Annotated in this window: 22 protein-coding genes, 4 tRNA genes and 3 pseudogenes; 16 read left to right on the top strand and 13 right to left on the bottom strand. The window is 71.6% G+C overall.

Annotated features, from left to right (window positions below):
- The first annotated feature begins 1 nt into the window (after position 1).
- Positions 2-1,189: a pyridoxal phosphate-dependent aminotransferase gene (locus BJF86_RS08570; protein ID WP_075818129.1), complete on the top strand. Its 1,188-nt coding sequence runs from the start codon at positions 2-4 to the stop codon at positions 1,187-1,189.
- A 90-nt stretch (positions 1,190-1,279) separates the two neighbouring features.
- Here BJF86_RS08570 and BJF86_RS08565 read toward each other — a convergent pair whose 3' ends face one another.
- Positions 1,280-2,293 (bottom strand): DUF2867 domain-containing protein, encoded by a 1,014-nt coding sequence (locus tag BJF86_RS08565; protein WP_237768141.1) that lies wholly within the window; start codon positions 2,291-2,293, stop codon positions 1,280-1,282.
- Positions 2,294-2,327: 34 nt separating this feature from the next.
- On the opposite strand from BJF86_RS08565, the gene BJF86_RS08560 reads away from it, so the two are divergent.
- From BJF86_RS08560 to BJF86_RS08555, 3 genes are all read left to right on the top strand, one after another.
- Positions 2,328-2,918, top strand: a complete 591-nt coding sequence (locus tag BJF86_RS08560) for a TetR/AcrR family transcriptional regulator (protein ID WP_075818125.1) — start codon at positions 2,328-2,330, stop codon at positions 2,916-2,918.
- Between the two features lie 171 nt (positions 2,919-3,089).
- A complete protein-coding gene (locus BJF86_RS18170; RefSeq protein WP_187345605.1) occupies positions 3,090-3,248 on the top strand; it encodes a hypothetical protein in 159 nt (52 codons plus the stop codon).
- A gap of 27 nt (positions 3,249-3,275) precedes the next feature.
- Positions 3,276-4,028, top strand: coding sequence for a PH domain-containing protein (locus BJF86_RS08555; RefSeq protein ID WP_075818123.1), 753 nt, complete (start codon positions 3,276-3,278; stop codon positions 4,026-4,028).
- Between the two features lie 25 nt (positions 4,029-4,053).
- On the opposite strand, the gene BJF86_RS08550 is transcribed toward BJF86_RS08555, so the two are convergent.
- On the bottom strand, positions 4,054-4,677 hold the full coding sequence (locus tag BJF86_RS08550; RefSeq protein ID WP_075818121.1) for a YgjV family protein: 624 nt from the start codon (positions 4,675-4,677) through the stop codon (positions 4,054-4,056).
- Between the two features lie 49 nt (positions 4,678-4,726).
- On the opposite strand from BJF86_RS08550, the gene def reads away from it, so the two are divergent.
- Positions 4,727-5,296, top strand: a complete 570-nt coding sequence (gene def, locus BJF86_RS08545) for a peptide deformylase (RefSeq protein WP_075818119.1) — start codon at positions 4,727-4,729, stop codon at positions 5,294-5,296.
- A gap of 12 nt (positions 5,297-5,308) precedes the next feature.
- Positions 5,309-6,241, top strand: a complete 933-nt coding sequence (locus BJF86_RS08540) for an alpha/beta hydrolase family protein (RefSeq protein ID WP_083652851.1) — start codon at positions 5,309-5,311, stop codon at positions 6,239-6,241.
- A gap of 48 nt (positions 6,242-6,289) precedes the next feature.
- Here BJF86_RS08540 and BJF86_RS08535 read toward each other — a convergent pair whose 3' ends face one another.
- Together BJF86_RS08535 and BJF86_RS08530 are read right to left on the bottom strand one after the other, a co-directional pair.
- A complete protein-coding gene (locus BJF86_RS08535; RefSeq protein ID WP_075818117.1) occupies positions 6,290-7,318 on the bottom strand; it encodes a type IV toxin-antitoxin system AbiEi family antitoxin domain-containing protein in 1,029 nt (342 codons plus the stop codon).
- A 202-nt stretch (positions 7,319-7,520) separates the two neighbouring features.
- A complete protein-coding gene (locus tag BJF86_RS08530) occupies positions 7,521-8,927 on the bottom strand; it encodes a sugar porter family MFS transporter (RefSeq protein ID WP_075810933.1) in 1,407 nt (468 codons plus the stop codon).
- Positions 8,928-9,092: 165 nt separating this feature from the next.
- On the opposite strand from BJF86_RS08530, the gene BJF86_RS08525 reads away from it, so the two are divergent.
- Together BJF86_RS08525 and BJF86_RS08520 are read left to right on the top strand one after the other, a co-directional pair.
- Positions 9,093-10,292 (top strand): pyridoxal phosphate-dependent aminotransferase, encoded by a 1,200-nt coding sequence (locus tag BJF86_RS08525; RefSeq protein ID WP_075818112.1) that lies wholly within the window; start codon positions 9,093-9,095, stop codon positions 10,290-10,292.
- Positions 10,289-11,251: a 2-hydroxyacid dehydrogenase gene (locus tag BJF86_RS08520; protein ID WP_022926008.1), complete on the top strand. Its 963-nt coding sequence runs from the start codon at positions 10,289-10,291 to the stop codon at positions 11,249-11,251. Before BJF86_RS08525 ends, BJF86_RS08520 begins: the two co-directional genes overlap by 4 nt.
- A gap of 230 nt (positions 11,252-11,481) precedes the next feature.
- Here BJF86_RS08520 and BJF86_RS16960 read toward each other — a convergent pair.
- Positions 11,482-12,075 (bottom strand): annotated as a pseudogene (locus tag BJF86_RS16960) (helix-turn-helix domain-containing protein); the annotation flags it as partial.
- A gap of 45 nt (positions 12,076-12,120) precedes the next feature.
- Here BJF86_RS16960 and BJF86_RS08510 point away from each other — a divergent pair.
- Entirely contained in the window at positions 12,121-12,861 is a 741-nt protein-coding gene (locus BJF86_RS08510) for an aquaporin (RefSeq protein WP_143553763.1), read from the top strand.
- Between the two features lie 292 nt (positions 12,862-13,153).
- A complete protein-coding gene (locus BJF86_RS08505) occupies positions 13,154-13,582 on the top strand; it encodes an arsenate reductase ArsC (protein ID WP_075810928.1) in 429 nt (142 codons plus the stop codon).
- Between the two features lie 67 nt (positions 13,583-13,649).
- Here BJF86_RS08505 and BJF86_RS08500 read toward each other — a convergent pair.
- A tRNA-Arg gene (locus tag BJF86_RS08500) sits at positions 13,650-13,722 on the bottom strand.
- 125 nt (positions 13,723-13,847) lie between these two features.
- On the opposite strand from BJF86_RS08500, the gene BJF86_RS08495 reads away from it, so the two are divergent.
- A complete protein-coding gene (locus BJF86_RS08495) occupies positions 13,848-14,063 on the top strand; it encodes a hypothetical protein (protein WP_075810927.1) in 216 nt (71 codons plus the stop codon).
- A 58-nt stretch (positions 14,064-14,121) separates the two neighbouring features.
- Here the strand turns inward: BJF86_RS08495 and BJF86_RS08490 are convergent.
- Positions 14,122-14,213, bottom strand: a tRNA-Ser gene (locus BJF86_RS08490).
- A 117-nt stretch (positions 14,214-14,330) separates the two neighbouring features.
- Here BJF86_RS08490 and BJF86_RS08485 point away from each other — a divergent pair.
- Entirely contained in the window at positions 14,331-15,929 is a 1,599-nt protein-coding gene (locus BJF86_RS08485; RefSeq protein ID WP_075818105.1) for an LCP family protein, read from the top strand.
- A 96-nt stretch (positions 15,930-16,025) separates the two neighbouring features.
- On the opposite strand, the gene BJF86_RS08480 is transcribed toward BJF86_RS08485, so the two are convergent.
- Positions 16,026-16,229, bottom strand: a complete 204-nt coding sequence (locus BJF86_RS08480; RefSeq protein WP_075810924.1) for a cold-shock protein — start codon at positions 16,227-16,229, stop codon at positions 16,026-16,028.
- A gap of 213 nt (positions 16,230-16,442) precedes the next feature.
- Between BJF86_RS08480 and BJF86_RS08475 the strand changes: the two genes are divergently transcribed.
- A tRNA-Ser gene (locus tag BJF86_RS08475) sits at positions 16,443-16,525 on the top strand.
- A gap of 158 nt (positions 16,526-16,683) precedes the next feature.
- Positions 16,684-17,031, top strand: coding sequence for a YtxH domain-containing protein (locus BJF86_RS08470; RefSeq protein WP_075810973.1), 348 nt, complete (start codon positions 16,684-16,686; stop codon positions 17,029-17,031).
- A gap of 88 nt (positions 17,032-17,119) precedes the next feature.
- On the opposite strand, the pseudogene epsC reads toward BJF86_RS08470, so the two are convergent.
- Positions 17,120-17,748: pseudogene (gene epsC / locus BJF86_RS08465) on the bottom strand (serine O-acetyltransferase EpsC).
- Complete coding sequence (cysK, locus tag BJF86_RS08460; protein ID WP_075818103.1) at positions 17,745-18,680, bottom strand: cysteine synthase A; 936 nt, start codon at positions 18,678-18,680, stop codon at positions 17,745-17,747. The pseudogene epsC and the gene cysK overlap by 4 nt, the downstream one beginning before the upstream one ends.
- A gap of 129 nt (positions 18,681-18,809) precedes the next feature.
- On the opposite strand from cysK, the gene BJF86_RS08455 reads away from it, so the two are divergent.
- Positions 18,810-21,131: a (Fe-S)-binding protein gene (locus tag BJF86_RS08455; RefSeq protein WP_075818101.1), complete on the top strand. Its 2,322-nt coding sequence runs from the start codon at positions 18,810-18,812 to the stop codon at positions 21,129-21,131.
- A gap of 36 nt (positions 21,132-21,167) precedes the next feature.
- Here the strand turns inward: BJF86_RS08455 and dcd are convergent, their stop codons facing one another.
- Complete coding sequence (gene dcd / locus BJF86_RS08450; RefSeq protein WP_075818100.1) at positions 21,168-21,749, bottom strand: dCTP deaminase; 582 nt, start codon at positions 21,747-21,749, stop codon at positions 21,168-21,170.
- Positions 21,750-21,830: 81 nt separating this feature from the next.
- Here dcd and BJF86_RS08445 point away from each other — a divergent pair.
- A tRNA-Gly gene (locus tag BJF86_RS08445) sits at positions 21,831-21,904 on the top strand.
- A gap of 10 nt (positions 21,905-21,914) precedes the next feature.
- On the opposite strand, the gene cutA is transcribed toward BJF86_RS08445, so the two are convergent.
- Entirely contained in the window at positions 21,915-22,289 is a 375-nt protein-coding gene (gene cutA, locus BJF86_RS08440; protein WP_237768140.1) for a divalent-cation tolerance protein CutA, read from the bottom strand.
- Positions 22,290-22,302: 13 nt separating this feature from the next.
- A pseudogene (locus BJF86_RS08435) lies at positions 22,303-23,624 on the bottom strand (aminotransferase class III-fold pyridoxal phosphate-dependent enzyme).
- Positions 23,625-23,687: the final 63 nt, after the last annotated feature.

Below are 23,687 nucleotides of genomic sequence, written 5' to 3'. Positions count from 1 at the left end.
TATGCCTTCCGACCGGTCCTCGCGGGCCCGCGTCTCGGCGCGGTCGGCCGTCGAGCCGTTCCACGTCATGGAGGTGCTCAAGGCCGCGGCGGCCCGGCAGCGCAGCCACGGCGACGTCCTCATGCTCTGCGCCGGGCAGCCCTCGACCCCCGCCCCCGCCGTGGCCCGGGAGGCCGCGATCCGGGCCCTGGACTCCGACGTGCTGGGCTACACCGAGTCCAGCGGCATCCTCCCGCTGCGCGAGGCGATCGCCCGGCACCACCAGGACGCCGCCGGGGTCGAGGTCTCGCCGGACGACGTCGTCGTCTTCCCCGGTAGCTCGGGCGCCTTCACCGCGCTCTTCCTCGCCGCCTTCGACGTGGGCGACCAGGTGGCGATGACCCGGCCCGGCTACCCGGCATACCGCAACAGCCTGGCCGCGCTGGGCTGCGAGGTGGTCGAGCTCGACTGCGGGCCGGACACCCGCTTCCAGCCGACCGTCGAGATGCTCGAGGCGCTGCCCGCGCCGCCCGCGGGGCTGATCGTGGCCTCCCCCGCCAACCCGACGGGCACGGTCGTCGGCCCCGACGTGCTGCGCGAGCTGGCCGCGTGGTGCGAGGAGCACGGGACGCTGCTGGTGAGCGACGAGATCTACCACGGGCTCAGCTACGGGCGACCGACCACGAGCGCGTGGGCGACCTCACGCGCCGGGGTGGTCGTCGGGTCGGTGAGCAAGTATTTCTCCATGACCGGCTGGCGGGTCGGCTGGCTGCTCGCTCCCCCGGCGCTGCGGCGACCGCTGGAGGTGCTCACCGGCAACCTCACCATCTGCCCGCCCGCGATCGGCCAGCACGCAGCGGCCGCGGCGCTCGGCGAGGGCGCGCGGGGGGAGCTCGACGGGCACCGCGAGCGGTATGCCGCGAACCGCGACCTGCTGCTGCGCCGCCTGCCCGAGATCGGCCTGCGCGACTACGCCCCGCCCGACGGTGCGTTCTACGCGTGGTGCGACATCGGGCACCTCACGCAGGACTCGGTCACCTGGTGCCGGGACCTGCTGGACGACTGCGGCGTGGCGCTGACTCCCGGGGTGGACTTCGACACGGCCGAGGGGCGCCGCAAGGTGCGGCTGAGCTTCGCGGGGTCGACCGCCGAGGTGGACGAGGCGTTGGACCGGATGGCCGCCTCGCCGCTGCTGGCCTCGCCCCCCTGACCCACCGGGCGTCGTGAATGGTTGCCCCAGCCCCACCGGGCGCCGCGAATGGTTGCCCCCAGCCCCACCGGGCGTCGTGGATGCTTGCTCCTACGCCGGGGAGGTATGCCGCCGCGCCACCTCCCGCTCCCCCGCTGACGGTGCGAGGTCGGCGAGGTCGGCGAGCGCGCGACGCAGCATCGTACTGACGACCACCGGATGGATCCGCCGGACCACCGTGAGATAGAGCCGGCCGGCGGCGTTGTGGGGGCGCGCCAGCGTGCTCAGCGTGACCGAGCGCTCCTCCACCAGGATCGAGGCGTGGAAGTCGAGGTGCCGCTCCGGGGTGCTCACCAGCACCTCGCGCTCGTCGGCCGCAGCGATGTCGAAGGAGGACGCGTCTCCCTGGTCGATCCCGAGCACGGGGACCAGCGCGTTCCGCAGCACCAGCGCCACCCCGACCCACGCAGGCACGGTGCGAAAGATCGCGCGGTGCCAGGCGCGCGGGTCGTCGGTCACGTGCTCGGGCAGGGGCGCCTGCCAGGCATCGGCCAACGGCCACTCCCGTCCCGCCCCGACCTCCGCGAGCAGCGCGGCGCCGGCGGGCACCGGCACCTCGCGCACCGAGCGCTCGAAGGCCCTCCGCAGAAGGCGCACGTGGGGCGCCCACCGGGCCGGACGGCATACCTCACCGGTGCCGATCAGCTCGGCGTTGTCGAGCAGGTCCTCCACGACCGCGTCGTGCATCCAGCGGACCGCCGCCGGCCAGAGCAGCCGCACGACCCCGCGCGGCCGAGCCTGGATCTCGTGGGTCACGACACACCAGCCGGCGCCCGCAGGCTCGATCCGCAGCTCGTGCCAGCCGTCGAGTCCGACCTCGGGCTCGAATCGGAACCGGACCCGCTCACCCGGCTCGTGCTCCACCACGTGGTAGCGCACCTCGCCGTGACCGCCCTGCGATCCCACCGCGAGCCGGCGGTCCAGCCGCATCGGAACCCAGGCGGGTGCGGGCCAGAGCGGGTCGTCCGGCCCGCCGAGTCGGTCGAGGAGGGGGCCAATCCGGGCCGCGGGGGCGGCGATCCGCCGTTGGTGCACCTTGCGCATGACGACCTTTCCGTACGGCACCGTATGGTGCGCTCCATACGCTAGCGTATGGAGCGTGTCGCCGACTACCTCTACCTCACCCCGCCTCGACCAGGACGCCTGGGCGCGCGCGGCGCTCGTGGCGCTCGGTCGCGGAGGCACGGCGGCGGTGGCGGTCGAGGCCCTGGCGCGCGAGCTGGGCGTGACCAAGGGCAGCTTCTACTGGCACTTCGGCAGTCGTGACGAGCTCATCGACGCCGCACTCGCGCTGTGGGAGCGGGAGCACACCGTCGACGTCATCGCCGAGGTGGACGCCGGCTCCGGCGAACGCGACCCGGCGGCGCGGCTGCGTCGGCTCTTCGAAGCGATCGTCGGGCACGCCGCCGTGGACCAGGTGGAGCTGCCACTGCTCGCGCTATCCGACGACGAGCGGGTGGCGCCGGCACTGCAGCGGGTGACCGAGCGCCGCGTCGACTACGTCGCCGGCGTCTACGGCGAGCTGGGCTTCGGCGCGGAGCAGGCGCGGGACCGAGCCGTCCTCGCCTATGCCGCCTACCTCGGTCACCTGCAGCTCATCCGGACCGGCCTGCTCCCGGCCCACGACGAGCAGCGGCTGCAGCGGCACCTCGACGCAGTGGTGGACACCCTGCTGGCGCCGGCCGGCTAGGTCCGAGCAACCACTCGCGACGCCCGGTGGGGACCAGAGCAACCACTCACGACGCCCGGTGGGGGCTGGGAGTGGCGACACGCTCGCGAGCGGGGCTGGATCGGCATACCCCGTCACATCTGCCACACTGTCACCAGACCTGCGCCCACCGTCCAGCGAGAGGCACCTGACATGCCGTCCACGGTCAAGAAGGTCCTGCACTGGCTGGTGTGGGGCTTCCTCATCTACGCGGTGATCACCAACCCCGACCGCGCCGCCGACATCGTGCGCGCCGTGTGGGACATCATCAGTCAGGCTTCCTCAACATCGGCCGGTTCTTCAACCAGCTGATGGGGACCTGACGCCCGAGGCCACGCCATGCCTGCCGCCCCGCCGCAGGTCAGCCGGCGCGTCGCCAAGCGCTACCTGCTGGCCGACGAGCAGGTCGTCGTCTCCACCCGCTGGCACTGGGCCAAGCTCGTGCGCCCCGCCGCGGCGGTGCTCATCGCGCTCTTCCTCACCCTGTGGGTCGCGGCTGCGGTGACCGACCCCGCCGCTATCGGGTTCGCGCTGTGCGTGCTGGCGGTCGTGTGCGCCTGGGCCGGCTGGCAGGTGCTGGAGTGGCGCTGCGAGTGGTTCATCGCGACCGACCGCCGGCTGCTCAAGACCTACGGCCTCATCACGCAGCGGGTCGCGATGATGCCGCTGGTCAAGGTCACCGACATGAGCTACGACCGGACGATCCTCGGGCGCCTGCTCGGCTACGGCCGCTTCGTCATGGAGTCCGCGGGCCAGGACCAGGCGCTCAGCCACATCGACTACATCCCGGAGCCGGACGAGAAGTACCAGGCGATGTGCGAGACCATCTTCGGCCGCGACGTCCGCGACCCGGGTGAGGACGAGGAGGCCTGGGAGGAGCCGGAGGAGCGGTATGCCCGTGGCCAGGCCGACGACCCGACGGGGCCCCGGTCGAGCATCACCCGGTCGCGCGGCACCAGCAGCCGGTGGGAGGCGGTCGACCGTCGCGACCTCCCCCGGGACTGGGACTGGGTGGACGACGAGGCTCGGGGCGGCCGTGCCGCGACCCGACGCCGCGTGGCCGTCGACCCGGACCCCACCCCGCTGCGCTGACCGGCAGCGGCCGACGCCGTCGGAGTCAGGCCGGCTGCGGGACGTCGAGCACCCACCTGTCCTCGGTCGGGCGGAAGCCGATCCGCTCGTAGTAGGGGTGCTGCATCCCCGCCGGCGAGAGCACCCGGCTGAAGCCGCGTCGCGCGAACAGACCGGACCGGCGGTAGACGAACTCGCCCGGCGAGAAGTCGCGGTGGCTCGGCGTGACCCAGTCCAGGACGACCTCGGCGGTGCCCTGACCCGCGTCCCGCGCCAGCACGACGCCCACGGTCTCGTCACCGCGGAGCACGAGGAAGGCCGAGCGCTGTGCCTCCGGGTCGTGGACGAAGCCCGGGTTGTGCTCGGCGATGTCGTCAGCGTGGACCGTGAGCACGTGACCGAGGTAGGTGTCGTCCGGCTCCACCTCGAGCACGGTGTAGCTCGCCGCGTCGTGCCGGGTCCGCAGCATCCGCCACAGGTAGACGATGTTGATGACCGCCAGCACGACGTTGAGCCCCACCATCGGCCACACGCCGACGGCGGCGTTGTAGCCGATGAGCACGACGCACCCCACGAGATTGATCCAGCGCAGCCGCAGCACCCGCGTCTGCAGCAGCGACACCACCAGGATGGCCGAGCCGACCCAGCCGACGATCTCGATCCAGTTCATGACGGGCAGGCTAACGGGCAGGCCCGGGGCATACCTAGACTCTGCTCCCATGGCAGTCCGACCCATCACCGTCATCGGCCACAAGGCCCTGCACGCGCCGACCAAGAAGGTGCGGGAGATCACCGACGAGGTGCGCACCCTCGTCGACGACATGTTCGACACCATGGCCGCCGCCGAGGGGGTCGGCCTGGCGGCGAACCAGGTCGGGGTCCGGCTGCGGCTCTTCGTCTACGACTGCCCGGTGCCCGGCGCCGACAACGCCCGGGGCGTCATCGTCAACCCGACGCTGGAGCGGCTCGGGACGCCAGGGCCGCTGGACGAGGAGGACGACGGCGAGGGCTGCCTGTCCGTGCCCGGCGAGTGGTTCCCGCTCGCCCGGCACCCGCGGGCCCGGGTCACCGGCACCGACCTCGACGGCCAGGAGATCGTCGTCGAGGGCGAGGGACTGCTCGCGCGCTGCCTGCAGCACGAGACCGACCACCTCGACGGCTACCTCTACGTCGACAAGCTCACCGGGCCCGTCAAGGCGCAGGCCCGGGAGGCGGTCAAGGACCGTGGCTGGAACGTCGACGGCATCCTCAAGTGGGATCCCTCGGCGACCACCGCCGACGAGGTCTGAGACCGCCTGGGTATGCCCCGTACGGTGCGCCTGCGGCGACGGGCGCTGCTGGCGCTCGCGGGGGCCGGTGCCCTCGCGGCCTGCTCAAGGGCGGACGAGGGGCCTGACGAGGGTGGTGGCCCGGATGACGGGCGGAGGAGCGCGACCGGGCCGCCTGCCGAGCAGGGCAGCGAGGAGAGCGGGATGAGCAGCGAGCCTGTCACAGAGGCGGGCGCCGGGTCGGCCACCGAGCGGATCAGCTACGGCGACCACCCGTCCCAGTGGGTGGAGCGCCGGGTCCCCTCGGGTGCGAGCCGGGGCACGGTCGTCGTCATCCACGGAGGTTTCTGGCGGGCCGCGTATGCTGCCGACCTCGGCACCCCGCTCGCGGAGGACCTGACCGCGCGGGGCTGGACGACGCTCAACGTGGAGTACCGCCGCGTCGGGGACGGCGGGGGCTTCCCGCAGACCTTCGACGACATCCACGCCGCCGTCGAGCTCGCGGACGGTGAGGGGCCGGTCATCACGCTGGGGCACTCAGCGGGTGGGCACCTCGCGACCTGGGCCGCAGGCCGGCTGCAGACCGGGCAGTGGTCCGGGCGGGTCCAGGTGACCCACGTGGTGTCGCAGGCCGGGGTGCTCGACCTCACGGCGGCATACCAGGACCGGCTCGGCGGGGGTGCGGTTGGAGACCTGCTCTCCGCCACCCCCGACGACCCGCTCTACGACGTCGTCGACCCGCAGCGCATGCTGCCGCTCGACGCGCCCGTCCGGGCCCTGCACGCACCGGACGACGAGCAGGTCCCGATCAGCCAGTCAGAGCGCTACGTCGCCGCGGCCCGTGAGGCCGGGGCCGACGCCGAGCTGGTCGAGGTCACCGGCGCTCACTTCGACCTCATCGAGGTCGGCTCGGACGCCTGGGCCGCCGTCGTGGCGGTCCTCGACGGCATCGCTCCTGCCCGCTGACTTTCGCCCGTCACTTCTACGCAGAAGGTGTTCCTCGGGCGTGATGCATCACGCCCGAGGAACACCTTCTGCGTAGGAGTGGAGCAGCAGCCCGTCCCACGTGGCCCCGGTGCGGCGCCGGTGCGCGTCCACGACGCCCGCCATCCGCCCCGGCGGGCGCTGCACGCTGCGCGCGGCCAGCTCCACGACCGCGCGGATCCGGGCCAGGTCGTCCAGGTCGGCCCACACGAGTCGGGCCATTCCATAACCCAGCCGCCGGATGTCGTCCTCGCGGCGCTTCTCGCGGACGAGGGCGGCCCGGCCCCCCGCACCGTCGTACTTGAGCGCGCCGTCGACCTCGACGACCACCCCGAGATCGGGCAACAGGAAATCGACCCGGGCGACGAAGGCACCGTCCTGCTCGCGGAGGACGACCTGCGGGATCACCCGGTAGCCCAGCGACAGCAGCCGCAGCCTGGCCTTGGACTCGGCAGCCGACTCCGCCGTCGGGCTAGCGCTCGCGACGACGTGCCGGGCCACCGAAAGGTGCGGGGTGCGCCGCAGACGGTCCACCCAGCCTGACATCTCCTCGACGGTCGCGAGATCCAGCCGCAGCGCGGCGTCGGCGACGCAGACCCCGGCATCGGAGCCAGCCTCCAACGCCGTGCCGACGACCGCCAGGGCTGGGGTCACCACGGGGTGCCCGCCTACGAGCCCGAAGGCGTCCTGTCGACCGGGGCAGGCGTGCAGCGTGAGACCTGGATGACTCCGGGTGGCCGCGGTCCCCGAGGTACGGGTGAGGTGCACTCGGGTCAGCGCGCTGGTGAGCACCGGGAGCCGCCACAGCAGGGCACCGCTCTGGTGGCTCGCCGCCACGCTCGGGCGCGCGCGGCACAGCGCGAGGACAGTACGGCGCGCCTCGATCAGGCGGTCGTGGGACGGCTCGGCATAGGCGCCGCGCCCCACCCGTCGGAGCACACGTCGGGTGACGAGGGACCGGAGTCCGTTGGGGCCTACGCCGAGGCGGCGTGCCTCCTGGGCGGTGATGACGCCTTCGTGCGCGGCGAGGAAGCCAGTGAGGCGTGCGAGCTCGTCCATACCGACGAGCCTGCGCCCGCCGTCCGGCGGCCGCCACGGCCGCGGAGAGATCTGTGGACGCCGGACCCGACCCGCCTGTCGTGTGGACAACTCGCTCGGCCCAACACCCACGCAGAACGTGTTCCGCGACGGAGATGCATCACACCCGAGGAACACCTTCTGCGTAGGAGTCGGTCCCGCGACCCGCTGACCGGCCCCGCGCTCAGTCCATGTCCTCCAGCTCGCGCCCGTTGGTCTCGGGGACGAACTTCAGGACGAAGAAGAAGCTCAGCAGCGCGAACAGGGTGTAGAAGCCGTAGGCGAAGCCCAGGCCCAGCTCGGCCATGCGCGGGAAGCTCGTGGAGATGGCGAAGTTGGCCAGCCACTGGGCCGCCGCCGCGACACCCAGCGCCGTGGCCCGGATCCTGTTGTTGAACATCTCGCCCAGCAGCACCCAGACGCCCGGGCCCCACGACATACCGAAGAAGACCACGAAGCCGTTGGCCGCGATGAGCGCCACCAGGCCGGTGCTGTCCCCGAGCTGCGGGGACCCGTCCACGATCGGCGCGTTGGCGAAGATCCACGCCATCGTGCCGAGCGTGAGGAACATGCCGGCCGAGCCGATCATGAGCAGCACCCGCCGCCCGATCTTGTCGATGAGCGCGATCGCGACGATGGTCACGACGATGTTGGTCACCGAGGTGATGACGGTCTGGGTGAGCGCGTCCTCCTCGGTGAAGCCGACCGCCTGCCACAGCGTCGAGGAGTAGTAGAAGATGACGTTGATCCCGACGAACTGCTGGAAGACCGACAGCCCGATGCCGATCCAGACGATCGGCAGCAGCCCGCCGCCGGACTTCACCAGGTCGGACAGCGAGGCCTTGGCGTCGCGGCGCACGGTGCGCTGGATCTCCTTGATCCGCTCCGGTATGCCCCGCAGCATCACGCGCCCCAGCACCTCGCGGGCCTCGTCCAGCTTGCCGAGGGTCACCAGGTAGCGCGGCGACTCGGGGATGGTCGTGGCGAGGACGCCGTAGGCCAGGGCCGGGATGATCTCGGCCCAGAACATCCAGCGCCACGCGGTGCTGCCCCAGAGCGCCTCGGCAGACCCGCCGGCGACCCCCGCGAGGAAGTAGTCGGAGAGCAGCGCGATGAAGATGCCGACGACGATGGCGAGCTGCTGCAGCGAGCCGAGCCGACCACGGATCGAGGCCGGCGCGATCTCGGCGATGTAGGCCGGCGCGATGACCGAGGCCATCCCGACGCCGATGCCGCCGATCACGCGCCACAGGATCATGTCCACCGGCCCGAAGGCGAAGCCGGAGCCGATCGCCGAGAGGGTGAACAGCGCCGAGGCGAGCATCATCACGCGGATGCGCCCCATCCGCTCCGCCAGGCGACCGGCGACGTAGGCGCCGACCATGCAGCCGAGCAGTGCCGAGCTGACGACGAAACCGGTCAGCCCGGCCCCCATCCCGAAGTCGTTGCGCATCGCGTTGACCGCGCCGTTGATGACGGCGGTGTCGAAGCCGAAGAGGAAGCCGCCGAGCGCCGCGACGGACGCGAGCAGGATGGCCTTACCGAGGTAGTAGTCGCGCTCGCCCACCTGGACCTGTGGTTGCTGGCTCATGTGTCCACCCTCCTGCCGCACCCCGTTGACGCAGCGTCAGGGCACAGTGTGCAACGTGGGCCTCCGTTTCACCAGCGGACGCGCGGTACCGTGGTCCAGCCCGCCGCCGCTCTCCGCCCGGCGGGCACGACTCGGCACTCGACACTCGACACAAGGACGTGGGGTATGCGGCTCGCGAGCAGACTGGACAACCTCGGCACCGAGACCGCGTTCGCGGTCGCGGCGGCGGCCGCCGACTGGAAGGCGCAGGGCCACGAGGTCTTCCCCTTCCACCTCGGCGACCTCGACTTCCCGCTGGCCGACCACATCGTCGAGGCGATGAACGCCGCGATCGCGGACGGGAGGACCGGCTACTGCCCGGGACCGGGCATACCGGAGCTGCGGACGGCCCTCGCCGACGACATCGGCTCCCGCCGCGGCATGACCTTCGCCCCCGAGGACGTCACCGTGATGACCGGCGGCAAACCGGTGATCACCAAGTTCCTCCAGGCGGTGATGAACCCGGGCGACGAGGTGCTCTACCCCAACCCGGGCTTCCCGATCTACGAGTCCCAGATCGAGTACCTCGGCGGCGTCGCCCGGTCCTACCGCTACCTCCCGACCGACGACGGCTTCCGCATCGACCTGGACCAGGTGCGCGACGCCATCACCGAACGGACCGTCGCCATCATCTACAACGACCTGCAGAACCCGATCTCCGCGGAGTCCACCGACGCCGAGCGGGAGGCGGTCGCCGCGCTCGCCCAGGAGCACGACCTCTGGGTGCTCTCCGACGAGGCCTACTTCGAGATGCGCTACGAGGGCGACTCGACCTCGATCGCGAGCCTGCCGGGGATGGCCGAGCGCACCTGCATCCTCTACACCTTCTCCAAGAAGTTCGCGATGACCGGATCGCGGCTCGGGTGCGCGGTCGCCCCGACCGAGCTCGGGAAGGTCTTCTCGACCATGAACACCAACGACGAGTCGTGCACCACCCACTACGTCCAGTGGGCCGGGATCGCGGCGCTCCAGGGCACGCAGCAGCCGGTCGCCGACATGCTCGACACGTTGCGCGGGCGACGGGACGCCGCGTGCGAGATCGTCAACGGCACGCCCGGTATGTCGGTGGAGACGCCGCGCTCGACGTTCTACCTCTTCCCCGATGTGACCGAGGCGATCCAGATCGTCGGGGCGGACGGGCTCGCGGACTTCGCGCAGCAGGCGCTGCACGCGACCGGCGTGAGCTTCTGCACCCGCAACCACTTCGGCCGGCCGCAGCCGGGCGAGGACCGTAGCTACATCCGGTTCGCCTACTCCGGGCTGTCCGAGGACAAGATCCGGCGCGGCCTCGGCGGGCTGCGCGACTGGGTCGGGAGCCACGCGTGAGCCGGGTCGTCGTCACCGGGAGGATCCCCAAGCCGGGACTGGACATCCTGCGCCGCGCCGGCCACGAGGTCGACGCCTGGGAGGGCGAGGACACGCAGCCACGGGAGTCGGTGCTGGAGCACGTGCAGGGCGCCGACGCGCTGCTCACGCTGCTGACCGAGAAGGTCGACGCCGAGCTGCTCGACGCCGCCGGGGACCAGTTGCAGGTCGTCGCCAACGTCGCGGTGGGCTACAACAACGTCGACGTCGAGGTATGCCGGGAGCGCGGCGTCGTCGCGACCAACACCCCGGGGGTGCTCACCGAGGCGACGGCCGACATCGCGATGGGGCTGATCCTCATGGCGACGCGGCGCCTGGGTGAGGGCGAGCGGATCATCCGCAGCGGCACCCCGTGGCAGTGGGGCATGTTCTACCTCCTCGGCTCCGGGCTGCAGCGCAAGACGTTGGGCGTCGTCGGCCTCGGGGGGATCGGGGCTGCGGTCGCACGCAGGGCGCGTGCCTTCGGGATGAACGTCATCTACTCCTCTCGCTCGCAGGCCGCGCGCGAGCTGGAGCTCGAGCTCGGCGCCCACCGCGTCGACATGGACACGCTGCTCGCCGAGTCGGACGTGCTGAGCCTGCACTGCCCCTACTCCCCCGCCACCCACCACCTGATCAGCCACGACCAGCTCGCCGCGATGAAGCCGACGGCATACCTCGTCAACACCGCCCGCGGGCCGGTCATCGACGAGGCCGCGCTGGTCGAGGCCCTGCGCAGCGGGCAGATCGCCGGTGCCGGGCTGGACGTCTTCGAGGACGAGCCGGACGTGCACCCCGGCCTCCTGGACTGCGAGAACGCCGTGCTCGTGCCCCACCTGGGCTCCGCCACGATCGAGACGCGCACCGCGATGGCCACGCTCGCCGCGGACAACGCCGTCGCCGTGCTGGCCGGCGAGGAGCCGCCCTCACCCATCCGCTGAGGTGGGCGGACGGCATACCGCGCGGCCGCGGTGCCCGAGGGTGACTGGCGCCGGCCCCGCGCCCCGGGTAGAACCTGAGCAAAGTTGTCGAGCCGGGGCAACGCAATAACCAGCGTCTCGGGCTGACTTCTCTGCTCAGGTTGCCCGGGCGCCGAGGTGAGCGCGGGGACGAGGGCAGCGACCCGGGCCGCGAGGTCGTCGTGGGCCTCGTCGAAGGCGCGCGCCGTGCCCACCTGCACCGGGTCCGGCACGGACCAGTGGACGGCGTCCGCGCCGCCGAGCTCCTCGTGCGCCCGGTCGCACACGGTGACGACGAGGTCGCCCGGCGTCAGCAGCCCGTCGACCTGCCGCGGCTCGACCTCCGGCAGCTCCAGGTCGTGCCGTCGCGCGGCGGCGAGCGCACCCGGCGCGATGCGCTCCCCCGGGTGCGTCCCGGCCGACACCGTGTCCACGGTGCTGGCCGCGCGCCACAGCGCCGCGGCGAGATGCGAGCGGGCCGTGTTGGCGGTGCACACGAAGACCACGCGCTCGGCTGTGCCGAGGTCCGGCGCGGCAGGCGCCTCTCCCGGCGGCCCCCCGACGAGCGAGACGTAGGTCCGGCGGCCGTCGCCCTCCGAGCGGTGACGGCGCACCAGCCCGGCGTCCTCGAGCACCCTGAGGTGGTGCGCGAGCAGGTTGGACGAGAGGCCGAGACCCCTGCCGAGAGCCGAGACCGCACGGTCGGAGAGTGCCAGCGCGTCGACGATCCGCAGCCGGGTGGCGTCCGCCAGCGCCGCGTGCCGTCGCACCCGACGCTCCAGCTCGGCACTTTGCTCAATGTTCATTGCCTCAATCTTGACTGAGCAATCAAGGTCCGTCAAGATGCAGTCGTGACCACCCCTCCTCTCCCCCGACGCCTCCTCGCCGAGGGCATCGGCACCGCACTGCTCGTCACCACCGTCGTCGGCTCCGGGATCATGGCCCAGCAGCTCTCCCCCGACGACGTCGGGCTCCAGCTGCTGCAGAACTCCACCGCGACCGTCCTCGGGCTCTCGGTCCTCATCCTCGTCCTGGGCCCGGTGTCCGGCGCCCACTTCAACCCGGTGGTGACGCTCGCCGCGTGGTTCTTCGGGCGCCGGGACGGATCCGGTCCGACCGCGACAGAGGGTATGGCGTACGCGGTCACCCAGGTCGTCGGCGGCATCGCGGGATGCGTGCTCGCCAACCTCATGTTCGCCGTCCCGACGGCGCTGTCGACGACCGAGCGGGCGACCGGTCCGCACCTGCTCGCCGAGGTCGTCGCGACCGCCGGGCTGGTGGGGCTCATCTTCGGGTTGCTGCGAGCGGGCCGCGAGGCCGTCGTCGCCCCCGCGGTCGGCGCCTACATCGGCGCCGCCTACTGGTTCACCAGCTCCACCTCCTTCGCGAACCCGGCGGTCACCATCGGTCGCATCTTCTCCGACACCTTCGCCGGGATCGCCCCGGCCTCCGCGCCTGGCTTCGTCCTGGCCCAGGTCGTCGGCGCCGCGATCGGTGTGGCGGCCGTCCTCGCCCTCTTCCCCACCCCGCGGGAGTCCACGCCCATCGCCGTTCCCGACGAGCCCACATCCACCGCAGAGGCAGCAGGATGAATGGCCGCCGCCTGGGCCGAGCATCTGTCGGCCCGTCGCGTGCACGCGCGGTCCGCCGACTCCGCACCGACGGGCGAGATCAACCCCCTCGTCGTCGACGTCCTGGCCGAGCGCGGGATCAGCCTCGGCACGGCATACCCCAAACCACCGCGAGATCCGCGACGACATCCAGGGGCGGGTGACGACCTTGCTGCGCCAGATCCTGGGCTGACCAGAGCGCAGCCCCGTACCCACGTCGTCCGACCACCCTGACTCACCCTCCCGTCGAGATCCGCACCCCGAGGAGATCAGCATGACCGAGACCACCGACAGTCGTCCGTCCGTCCTCTACGTCTGCGTCCACAACGCCGGCCGCTCCCAGATGGCCGCGGCCTACACCCACCACCTGTCCCGTGGCGCGGTCGAGGTCCGTTCGGCCGGCTCCGCGCCGGCGGACGAGGTCAACCCCGCGGTCCTGGAGGCGCTGCTAGAGGAGGGGATCGACATCTCGGCGCAGACCCCGAAGGTGCTCACCGCCGAGGCGGTCCAGGCCTCCGACGTCGTCGTCACCATGGGCTGCGGCGACGCCTGCCCGATCTTCCCCGGCAAGCGCTACGAGGACTGGGCGCTGGCGGACCCGGCCGGGCGAGGCGTCGAGGCGGTCCGGCCGATCCGCGACGAGATCCGGTCTCGGGTGAGCGGGATGCTGCGCGAGCTCGGGGTGGAGCCGGTCGAGGGCTGAGCCACGGACATGGCGAAGGCCCCCACCGCAGCCGGTGGGGGCCTTCGTCCATCTGTCTCGACCAGAGCGCGCCCGAAGGGATTCGAACCCCTAACCTTCTGATCCGTAGTCAGATGCTCTATCCGTTGAGCTACGGGCGCTGGCGAACGCCAACTCTAACGGATCGCCGTGGGCGGCTCCTAATCCGTGGACCGGGCACTCGCGGTGGTGCTCGGCGGTGCGGGGTGGCAGGCTGACCTTCCCTGGATCGAGGAGGTCGTGCACGATGAGCATCACCCCGGGCGAGGAGCCCCGAGGCCGCACCGACGAGCCCATGCTGGCCGAGGAGCCGCTGCCCCCGGGCAACGGGGACATCGAGGCCAAGGTGGAGGAGCTGGACAAGAAGCTGCGGGCGTCGGGGTCGGACGAGGCCGCCGAGGCGCAGGACTCCAAGGAGCAGCCGGACGAGACGTCCGAGGGCGAGGAGGAGGACGTCTCCTGAGCGGGCGCAGACGCACAGAACCCCCGGGGCAGCGGCTCCGGGGGTTCTGGGTGTTCGGCGGAGGTGGAGGGATTTGAACCCTCGATCGGGCTATAAACCCGAAACCCGCTTAGCAGGCGGGCGCCATAGACCAGACTAGGCGACACCTCCACGGCGTGGATCAGGTTACCTGTCACCTCCGGCACGGCCAAACACGCCTCTCCCAGCCCGTCACCAGCCTGGACTGGTAGGAGAGTATGGTTCCCGACGACCTGAAAGGCCCCACGCATGTCCGACAGCCGCGGCACCTCCGAGCGCGGGTCCGGTGCACCCGCATCGCGCTCGGAGTGGCTCTCCCGGCAGTCGTGGGCGGACCCGAGCCTGCGCCGCTCGCTCGGCCTCACCACCCTGAGCGCCGTGGTGCCCGGCTCCGGGCTCCTGGGGACCCCGCGACGCCGGCTGGGCCTGGTGATCGTCGCGCTCGCCCTGGTCGCACTGCTCGTCGTCGGCGGGTATGCCCTGACCAACGGCCTGACCACGACCGCGCTGCAGACCGCCGCCGACACCGGGCGGCTCCGGGCCATCGCGGTCGTGCTCGTCCTCGGGACCCTGGTCTGGGTGAGCGGTATCGCGCTGACCGCGCTGTCCTCGGCACCACGTCGGCCCACCTCGGGCGGCCGCGCCGCGCTCGTGACGCTCACCGCGGTGCTGTGCCTGGCGGTGACGGCCCCGGCGGTCTTCGGGGTGCGCTACATCACCGCCCACGTGGACGCTGTCGACAAGGTCTTCAGCTCCGGCGGCGTCGTCGGCGGGAGCGGCGGCGGGGCCACGCCCACGTCGGTGGTCGGTGACGACCCCGACGACCCGTGGAAGGACCTCCCGCGGGTCAACGTCATGCTGCTCGGCTCCGACGGCTCGGACGCCCGCGAGGGGACGCGCACCGACACGATGATCGTCGCGAGCATCGACACCGAGACCGGGGACAGCGTGCTGTTCTCCATCCCCCGCAACCTGCAGCGGATCCCGCTCCCCCGGGACAACCCGCTCCACCGCGTCCACGGACCGGTCTACGACTGCGGCGACCAGTGCCTGATGAACAGCATCTGGACCGAGGCCGAGGCCACCGCCGAGGAGCACCCGGAGTGGTATGCCGACGACCCGACGCCGGGGCAGACGGCGACCCGCGAGGTGCTCTCCGGCATCCTCGGCATCCCGATCCACCACACGGTGATCGTCAACATGGAGGGCTTCGCCGACCTGGTGGACGCCATGGGCGGGGTCCTCGTCAACGTCCAGGAGCGGATCCCGATCGGCGGGCGGACCTTCACCGACGCCAACGGCACCCTGCAGCTGGACCAGACCTCGGACTACGAGTGGCTGGAGGCGGGCTCGCATCGGCTCGACGGGCCCCAGGCGTTGGCCTACTCCCGCTCCCGGGTGACCTCCGACGACTTCTCCCGGATGCGGCGGCAGCGCTGCATGGTGGCGGCGGTCGTCGACCAGGTCGAGCCGATGACGATGCTGCAGCGCTACCCCCAGATCATCGGGGCGGTGGGCGACAACGTCGTGACCGACCTGCCGCAGGAGGACCTCGACGAGTGGGCAGGGCTGGTGCTGCAGGTGCAGGGGGCGACGATGAGCAGCCTTCCCTTCACCGGCGCCAACATCGACACCGTCGACCCCAACTACTCCCAGATCCGCGCGCGCGTCTACGAGGCGCTCAACCCCGCGCCGGCCCCGGAGCCCCCGCCCGAGGAGGCCACCGCCACCAGCGCGCCGGAGGACGAGGCGCAGGAGACCACCGAGGCACCCCCGGAGGAAGCTGCGGCGACCACCTCGGAGGAGCCCACCGACGAGCTCGAGGACGTCGGGGCGGTCTGCGGCTGATCGGCACGACCCACCGCGGTCGATCGAGGTATGCGGAAGGCCCCCGCCACCTGATGGTGACGGGGGCCTTCGCGGAAGCTCTAGGAGCGGCCTACCTCAGATCGGGCGAACAGCGTCCGCCTGCGGCCCCTTGGGGCTCTGGGTGACGTCGAACTCGACCCGCTGGGCCTCCTCGAGCGTCCGGTAGCCGTTGGTCTCGATGGCCGAGTAGTGGACGAACACGTCGGGGCCACCGCCATCCTGAGCGATGAAGCCGAAGCCCTTCTCCGCGTTGAACCACTTCACGGTTCCCTGTGCCATGGGCGATCTTCTTTCTGCTGTGCTTGTGCATGTGCAACCGCCCGCAGGGCGCGGACGGTGGTGGTGGTGAACCCCCCAGCTCACTCGCGAGAAGATACAACGCCAACCGGGACACCACGCTATCAGCCGCACAGCCCGGACGTGGCATCGCGCCACCGTGCGATGATGGGCACCGCCAGGTCCGGCTCCCCCGCACCGGAGCCGCCCCGGCCTGGAGGGTTCGCATAGTGGCCTAGTGCAGGCGCCTTGAAAGCGCCCGAGGGAGACCTCCGTGGGTTCGAATCCCACACCCTCCGCCGATGTGTCGCGCGGACGACGCACGCTCCACCGCCACCGCAGACGGGGCTGTCGGTCCCGGCGACCCGAGCGCGCGAGGCGCTGACCCAGCCCGCCGACGGGGCGAGGCGGCTGTATGGTCGGGGACGAACGCACGACCATCACGAAGGAGTCAACGATGCGCAACAAGCTGATGCTGCTCGTCGGTGCGGCCGCAGGCTACGTCCTGGGGGCGCGTGCCGGGCGCGAGCGCTACGACCAGATCGCCGACCAGGCCAACAAGGCCTGGAGCAACCCCAAGGTCCAGGAGACCGTCGAGCAGGTCAAGGCCAAGGCCCCCGAGATCGGCCAGAAGGTCAGCGACCAGGCCCGCGGGAAGGCCGAGGAGGTCAAGTCCCGCGTGAGCGGCCACGAGACCACCGGCACCGACGGGTCCTACGAGAACCGCACCGGCAGCCTGGACGGCGACGGCGGGGCGACCGTCGACACCACCGGCTTCGGCCCGGGTGGCGAGAAGCTGCCCTGACGCCCGCCCGAGCACGACGAAGGCCCACCTCCGGTCCGGAGGTGGGCCTTCGGCATACCCGGTGATCCCGCGGTGTACCGGTCTTCGCTCAGATCCAGATCGCCGGGTCGTCGTAGAGCGCCTGCTGCGGGTCGCTGCCGGGCTCGGGACGCCGCACCGAGGCGGGGATGCCGGTCGCGACGGCCATGGACGGCACGTCCTTGGTGACCACCGCGTTGGCGCCGACCTGGGCCCCGTGACCGACGGCGATGTCACCCAGGATCTTCGCCCCGGCGCCCACGGTGACGCCGTCGCCCAGGGTCGGGTGCCGCTTGATCGTCGGGTCGAGCGAGCGCCCGCCCAGGGTCACGCCGTGGTAGAGCATGACGTCGTCGCCGATCTCGGCGGTCTCGCCGATGACGACACCCATGCCGTGGTCGACGAAGAAGCGCCGTCCGATGCTCGCCCCCGGGTGGATCTCCACCCCGGTCGCCGACCGCGCCGCCTGCGAGAGCAGCCGGGCGGCAGTCGCAGGCCGGCCCCCCACATCGCGTGGCTGGCGCGGTGCACCCACAGGGCGTGCAGCCCGGGCGAGGCGAGGGCCATCTCGACCCGGCTGCTCGTCGCCGGGTCACGCTCGATCGCGGCGTCGAGGTCCTCCCGCGCCGAGGCCACGGCCCGCCGCAGGGCACCTGCCCCGCGGCGCGCGTGCTCGCTGAGCCGGTGGACCATGCTCAGTCCCGCAGGTCCTCGAAGAGCACGGTGGACAGGTAGCGCTCGCCGAAGGAGGGGATGATCACGACGATGGTCTTGCCGGCGTTCTCCGGCCGCTTCGCGACCTCGAGGGCACCCCAGACGTTGGCGCCGGAGGAGATGCCGGCGAGCACGCCCTCCTCGGTGGCCAGCGAACGGGCCACACGCAGGGCGTCGTCGAGCTGCACGTCGACGACCTCGTCGTAGAGGTCGGTGTCGAGGATCTCCGGCACGAAGTTGGCGCCCAGGCCCTGGATCTTGTGCGGTCCGGGCTGGCCACCGGTGAGGATCGGGCTGTCGGCGGGCTCGACGACGACCAGGCCGACGTCCGGCTTCTGCTCCCGCAGGTAGCGACCGGCGCCGGTGATCGTGCCGCCGGTGCCGACGCCGGCGACGAAGATGTCGACGGTCCCGTCGGTGTCCTCCCAGACCTCCGGCCCGGTCGTCTCGTAGTGGACCTTGATGTTGGCCGGGTTGGCGAACTGCCGGGCACGGACGGCCCCGCGCTCGGCGGCGATCTCGTCGGCCTTGGCCACGGCGCCCTTCATGCCCTCCGGGCCCGGGGTGAGGACCAGCTCGGCGCCGTAGGCGCGCAGCAGGGCACGGCGCTCCAGGCTCATCGTCTCCGGCATGGCCAGCACGACGTGGTAGCCCCGGGCGGCGCCGACCATCGCCAGCGCGATGCCGGTGTTGCCGGACGTGCCCTCGACGATGGTGCCGCCGGGCTTCAGCTCACCGGCCTCGACGGCGGCATCGATGATCGAGGCACCGATGCGGTCCTTCACGGAGGCGGCCGGGTTCTGGGACTCCATCTTGAGCAGGACCTGCGTCCCCTCGGGGAGCCCCTCTGCGAGACGGTTGAGCCGGACCAGCGGGGTCCCGCCGATGGCCTGGGTGATGTCGTCGTGAACGCGCACGGGATGGTGCCTTTCGTCGGGGCGTGGTGCTCTCTCGGCTTGTTATACATCGAGCAACACCACGTTATTCCATGGGATGGCACGCGCACCACGCCGCACGACGTCGGCGGGGGAGTCTAGGCTTCGGTCATGTCGTTCGGAGTGCTGCAGGTCCTCGCCATCGTCGTCGCGGGCCTGGTGACCCTGGCCGCGGTCGCGTTGTTCGTGCGCACGATCGCCGGTTTCGTCGAGCAGTTCCGCCTCGGGCAGCCCACGCAGCGCGCCGACGAGCCCGGCGCGCGGACGGTGACGCTGCTCCGTGAGGTGCTCGGGCATACCCGGATGGGTCGCAAGCCCTGGGTGGCGGTCGCGCACTGGATCGTCATGGTCTCCTTCGGCCTGCTCTTCCTCACCCTGGTGCAGGCCTACGGTCAGCTGGTCGACCCGCACTTCGTCCTGCCCCTCATCGGCCACTTCTGGCCCTACGAGTGGCTGACCGAGCTCTTCGGCTGGGGCGCCGTCGTCGGTATCGTCGCGCTCATCGTCGTGCGGCAGCGGCAGCACCCGCGCCGCCTGGGCCGCCGGTCCCGCTTCTGGGGCTCGACCTTCTGGCAGGCGTACGTCGTCGAGCTGGTCATCCTCGGTGTCGGGCTGTGCATCGTGGCGCTGCGCGCCCTGGAGTATGCCCTCGGCCGGGTCACCGGCGAGGCCTGGGCCACGGCGCTGCACTTCCCGCTCACCGCGTGGATCGGGACGCTCCTCGACGGCCTCGCGGTCGACACCCTCGAGGGCGCGATCATCGCGGTGGCACTGCTCAAGATCCTCATCTCCATGGCCTGGATGATCATCATCGCGCGCACCCCCACGATGGGCGTCGCCTGGCACCGGTTCCTCGCCTTCTTCAACATCTGGTTCAAGCGGCACCCCGACGGCCGTACCTCGCTGGGGGCCGTGCAGCCGATCGCGGTCGGTGGCGAGCCGGTCGACTTCGAGAACATCGAGGACCTCGACGAGGACGCCGCGCTCGGCGTCGGCAAGGTCGAGGACTTCACCTGGAAGGGCCTGCTCGACTTCTCCACCTGCACCGAGTGCGGCCGCTGCCAGGAGCAGTGCCCGGCCTGGCACACCGAGAAGCCGCTGTCGCCGAAGATGCTCGTCACGAGCCTGCGCGACCAGCACCACGCCGTCGCGCCCTGGCTGCTCGCCGGGCAGGAGCACCGGGACGCCGCCGCCCAGGCGCTGGAGGCCGCGGGAGGTGCGGACGCGGACGGGCTCCCCGAGGAGCTGCACGGCATACCGACCAGCGCGGTCATCGCCGCCCAGCGGCCGCTCGTCGGCGAGACCGAGGGAGACCCGACCGTGCCCGACGGTGGCGGCGTCATCGACCCCGACGTCCTGTGGTCGTGCACCACCTGCGGCGCCTGCGTGGAGCAGTGCCCGGTCGACATCGAGCACGTCGACGCCATCGTCGACATGCGCCGCTACCAGAACCTCATCGAGTCGGCCTTCCCCCACGAGCTGGGCGGCCTGTTCAAGAACCTCGAGAACAAGGGCAACCCCTGGGGCATGAACGCCCGGCTGCGGATGGACTGGGCCAAGGACCTCGACTTCGACATCCCCATCGTGGGCGAGGACCTCGAGAGCCTCGCCGAGATGGACTACCTCTTCTGGGTCGGCTGCGCCGGCGCCTTCGAGGACCGGGCCAAGAAGACCACCCGCGCGGTCGCCGAGCTGCTGCACACCGCCGGGGTGAGCTTCGCCGTGCTCGGCGACGGCGAGAGCTGCACCGGCGACCCGGCCCGGCGCAGCGGCAACGAGTTCCTCTTCCAGATGCTCGCGATGCAGAACGTCGAGGTCCTGAACGAGGTCGGCGCGACGAAGATCGTCGTCACCTGCGCGCACTGCTTCAACACGCTGAAGAACGAGTACCCCCAGGTGGGTGGCACCTTCGAGGTCGTCCACCACACCCAGCTGCTCAACCGGCTGGTGCGCGAGAAGCGGCTGACCCCGGTCTCCCGTCCGGACACCGCCGACACCTCCGGCGTCGCCTCCACCGCCGGCACGGTGACCTACCACGACCCGTGCTACCTCGGTCGCCACAACCAGGTGTATGCCCCGCCCCGCGAGCTGCTCGGCGCCCTGCCCGGGGTGGAGCTCACCGAGATGCCCCGGCACGCCGAGAAGTCCTTCTGCTGCGGCGCCGGCGGTGCCCGCATGTGGATGGAGGAGAAGCTCGGGACGCGCATCAACCTCAACCGCACCGAGGAGGCGCTGGGCACCGGCGCGGACCGGATCGCGATCGGCTGCCCGTTCTGCCGGGTGATGCTCTCCGACGGGCTCACGCAGAAGCAGGCCGAGGGCACCGGCGAGCAGGTCGAGGTGGTCGACGTCGCCCAGATGCTGCTCGCCGCGGTGCGACGGGGCGAGAGCCCGGAGCCGGCCGAGGCCGCGGACAGCGAGCCGGTCGCCTAGCACCGGGCCGCAGGCCGCCGCAGACCGGCGGCGGCGTCAGCGGCGGACGTCGACGCGGGAGAAGTTGGACCACGACCGGCTGGCGGTCGGACCCCGCTGGCCCTGATAGTGGCTGCCCTTGGCCGAGCTGCCGTAGGGATGCTCGGAGGCCGAGCTGAGCCGGAAGAAGCACAGCTGACCGATCTTCATCCCGGGGTGCAGCACGATCGGGAGGGTCGCCACGTTGGACAGCTCGAGGGTCACGTGGCCGGTGAAACCCGGGTCCACGAAGCCCGCCGTGGCGTGCGTCAGCAGGCCCAGGCGACCCAACGACGACTTGCCCTCGACCCGCGCGGCGATGTCGTCGGGGAGGGAGACCTCCTCGTAGGTGGACCCGAGCACGAACTCGCCAGGGTGCAGCACGAAGCTCTCCTGCGGCTCGACCTCGACCAGGCGGGTCAGGTCCGGCTGCTCCTGCGCCGGGTCGATGACCGCGTACTTGTGGTTGTCGAAGAGCCGGAAGAAGCGGTCCAGGCGGATGTCCACGCTCGAGGGCTGGACCATCCGCGGGTCCCACGGGTCCAGCCGGACCCGCCCGGCGTCGACGGCGGCGAGGATGTCGCGATCGGAGAGCAGCACGCCGACACCCTAACCGGGGCGGCTTTGGTGTGCGCCAGCAGCGATGGTTATCATGGCTGCGCTCTCGTGATCGAGGGCGCTGCGGGCGTAGTTCAATGGTAGAACATCAGCTTCCCAAGCTGAATACGCGAGTTCGATTCTCGTCGCCCGCTCCATCCGGTCGGATCATCCGGTGGATTCCAGGCCCCACCCGGCTTGGTCACGGCCCTGCAGGTGGTCGGTGATCCAGTCGACGTACTCCCCCAGGGCAGAGGTCACCGGCACCGCCATCACCTCCGGCACCTCGTAGCCGTGCAGGGACTTCGTCGCCTCGACGAGGTCGTCGAAGTTCCCGTCGGTGGTCTTCGCCAGCAGCAGCCACTCCTGGCTCTCGTGGACCTGGCTGCGCCAGCTGTAGACGGAGGTCATCGGGCCCAGGATCTGCACGCAGCCCGCCAGCCGGCGGCCGATGAGCTCCTCGGAGATGTTCTTGGCCGACTCCTTGGTGGGCACGCTGATGCGTACCTCGATCAGCTGTGGTCGTTCCTTCATGTCGCTCATCTCGTCACGGGGGTCACGGGATCGCGTCCGCCAGCGCGTCCGCGAGGATCCCGACGCCACGATCGGCGTCCTCGTGGCTGATCACGCACGGCGGCACGAGATGCACACGGTTGGCGATGATCAGCGGCCACATCCCCCGCTTCACACAGCCTGCCTGCACCGCCTTCATCGTCTCACCACCGGCGGGTCGGCGCGAGTCTTGGTCCGAGACCAGCTCCACGGCCCAGAAGACTCCCAGCCACGCACGTCCCCCACCAGCGGATTCGTGCCCAGCAGCGCGGTCGCCGCAGGGCCCAGGCTGCGCTCGCCCACCTCCGCGGCGTGCTCCACGACCCCCTCGTCGCGCATGATCTCGATCGCTGCCAGCGCCGAGGCGGTCGCGAGCGCGTGGCCTGAGTAGGTCAGCCCCCCGGGCAGCGGTCGCTCGTCGAAGGTCGCCGCCACCTCGTCGGAGACGATCACGCCGCCGAGCGGGACATACCCGGAGTTCACGCCCTTGGCGAAGGTCACCAGGTCGGGGCGCACGCCCCAGTGGTCGACGGCGAGCCAGGCCCCGGTGCGGCCGAACCCGCACATCACCTCGTCCAGGATCAGCAGGATGCCCAGCTCGTCGCACAGCGCCCGCACCCCCTCCAGATAGCCCGGCGGCGGCACGAGGATGCCGTTGGACCCGACCACCGTCTCCAGGATGATGGCGGCGACCTGGTGCGTCCCCTCCGCCTCGACGGTGTGCCGCAGGTGGGCGAGCGCGCGCTCGCTCTCCTCCTGCGGCGTGCTCGCGTGGAACTCGCTGCGGTAGAGGTGCGGGCCCCAGAAGTGGGCGACGCCGGGCATACCCGGCTCGGCGCCCCAGCGGCGCGGCTCCCCGGTGAGCGTGATCGCCCCCGCGGTCGCGCCGTGGTAGCTGCGGTAGGCCGCCAGGATCTTGTGCCGGCCGGTGTGCGCCCGCGCCATCCGCAGCGCGTTCTCGTTGGCCTCCGCACCGCCGTTGGTGAAGAAGACCTTGCTCAACCCCTCCGGGGCCACGCCGGCGATGGCGGCGGCGGCGCGCGCCCGGCTCTCCTGCGCGAAGGAGGGCGCCACGGTCGTGAGTCCTCCGGCGGCCTCGGCGATCGCCGCGGACAGCCGTGGGTGCTGGTAGCCGATGTTGACGTTGACCAGCTGCGAGGTGAAGTCGAGGAAGCGGCGCCCCTGGTGGTCCCAGAAGTAGGCGCCCTCTCCCCCGGCCAGCGGCAGCGGGTCGATCGCGGCCTGCGCCGACCAGGAGGTCAGGACGTGCGCCCGGGAGAGCTCCCGAATGCGCGCCTCGCGGGTCGGGTCGGGTGAAGTCGTCATACACGGAACTGTAGGGGACCTCGCCGCGGTGGTGCCCGCGCCGCGGGGCGGGCAGGATGGGGC

The organism is Serinicoccus sp. CNJ-927 (assembly GCF_001942435.1).
In the GTDB taxonomy this organism is placed as follows: Bacteria; Actinomycetota; Actinomycetes; order Actinomycetales; family Dermatophilaceae; genus Ornithinicoccus; species Ornithinicoccus marinus.
The sequence above is the reverse complement of the archived record's forward strand: the minus strand, read 5'-3'. Positions and strand labels throughout refer to the sequence as shown.

Bases quoted from the DNA above. Each gene is read 5' to 3' on its own strand.
- BJF86_RS08570 (WP_075818129.1), top strand. From the start codon at position 2: ATGCCTTCCGACCGGTCCTCGCGGGCCCGCGTCTCGGCGCGGTCGGCC.
- cutA (WP_237768140.1), bottom strand. From the start codon at position 22,289: ATGAGCGACATGAAGGAACGACCACAGCTGATCGAGGTACGCATCAGC.
- BJF86_RS08470 (WP_075810973.1), top strand. From the start codon at position 16,684: ATGCGCAACAAGCTGATGCTGCTCGTCGGTGCGGCCGCAGGCTACGTC.
- BJF86_RS08505 (WP_075810928.1), top strand. From the start codon at position 13,154: ATGACCGAGACCACCGACAGTCGTCCGTCCGTCCTCTACGTCTGCGTC.
- BJF86_RS08480 (WP_075810924.1), bottom strand. From the start codon at position 16,229: ATGGCACAGGGAACCGTGAAGTGGTTCAACGCGGAGAAGGGCTTCGGC.
- BJF86_RS08530 (WP_075810933.1), bottom strand. From the start codon at position 8,927: ATGAGCCAGCAACCACAGGTCCAGGTGGGCGAGCGCGACTACTACCTC.
- BJF86_RS08535 (WP_075818117.1), bottom strand. From the start codon at position 7,318: ATGGACGAGCTCGCACGCCTCACTGGCTTCCTCGCCGCGCACGAAGGC.
- BJF86_RS08485 (WP_075818105.1), top strand. From the start codon at position 14,331: ATGTCCGACAGCCGCGGCACCTCCGAGCGCGGGTCCGGTGCACCCGCA.
- BJF86_RS08455 (WP_075818101.1), top strand. From the start codon at position 18,810: ATGTCGTTCGGAGTGCTGCAGGTCCTCGCCATCGTCGTCGCGGGCCTG.
- def (WP_075818119.1), top strand. From the start codon at position 4,727: ATGGCAGTCCGACCCATCACCGTCATCGGCCACAAGGCCCTGCACGCG.
- BJF86_RS08550 (WP_075818121.1), bottom strand. From the start codon at position 4,677: ATGAACTGGATCGAGATCGTCGGCTGGGTCGGCTCGGCCATCCTGGTG.
- BJF86_RS08525 (WP_075818112.1), top strand. From the start codon at position 9,093: ATGCGGCTCGCGAGCAGACTGGACAACCTCGGCACCGAGACCGCGTTC.
- BJF86_RS08540 (WP_083652851.1), top strand. From the start codon at position 5,309: ATGCCCCGTACGGTGCGCCTGCGGCGACGGGCGCTGCTGGCGCTCGCG.
- BJF86_RS08495 (WP_075810927.1), top strand. From the start codon at position 13,848: ATGAGCATCACCCCGGGCGAGGAGCCCCGAGGCCGCACCGACGAGCCC.
- BJF86_RS18170 (WP_187345605.1), top strand. From the start codon at position 3,090: ATGCCGTCCACGGTCAAGAAGGTCCTGCACTGGCTGGTGTGGGGCTTC.
- BJF86_RS08555 (WP_075818123.1), top strand. From the start codon at position 3,276: ATGCCTGCCGCCCCGCCGCAGGTCAGCCGGCGCGTCGCCAAGCGCTAC.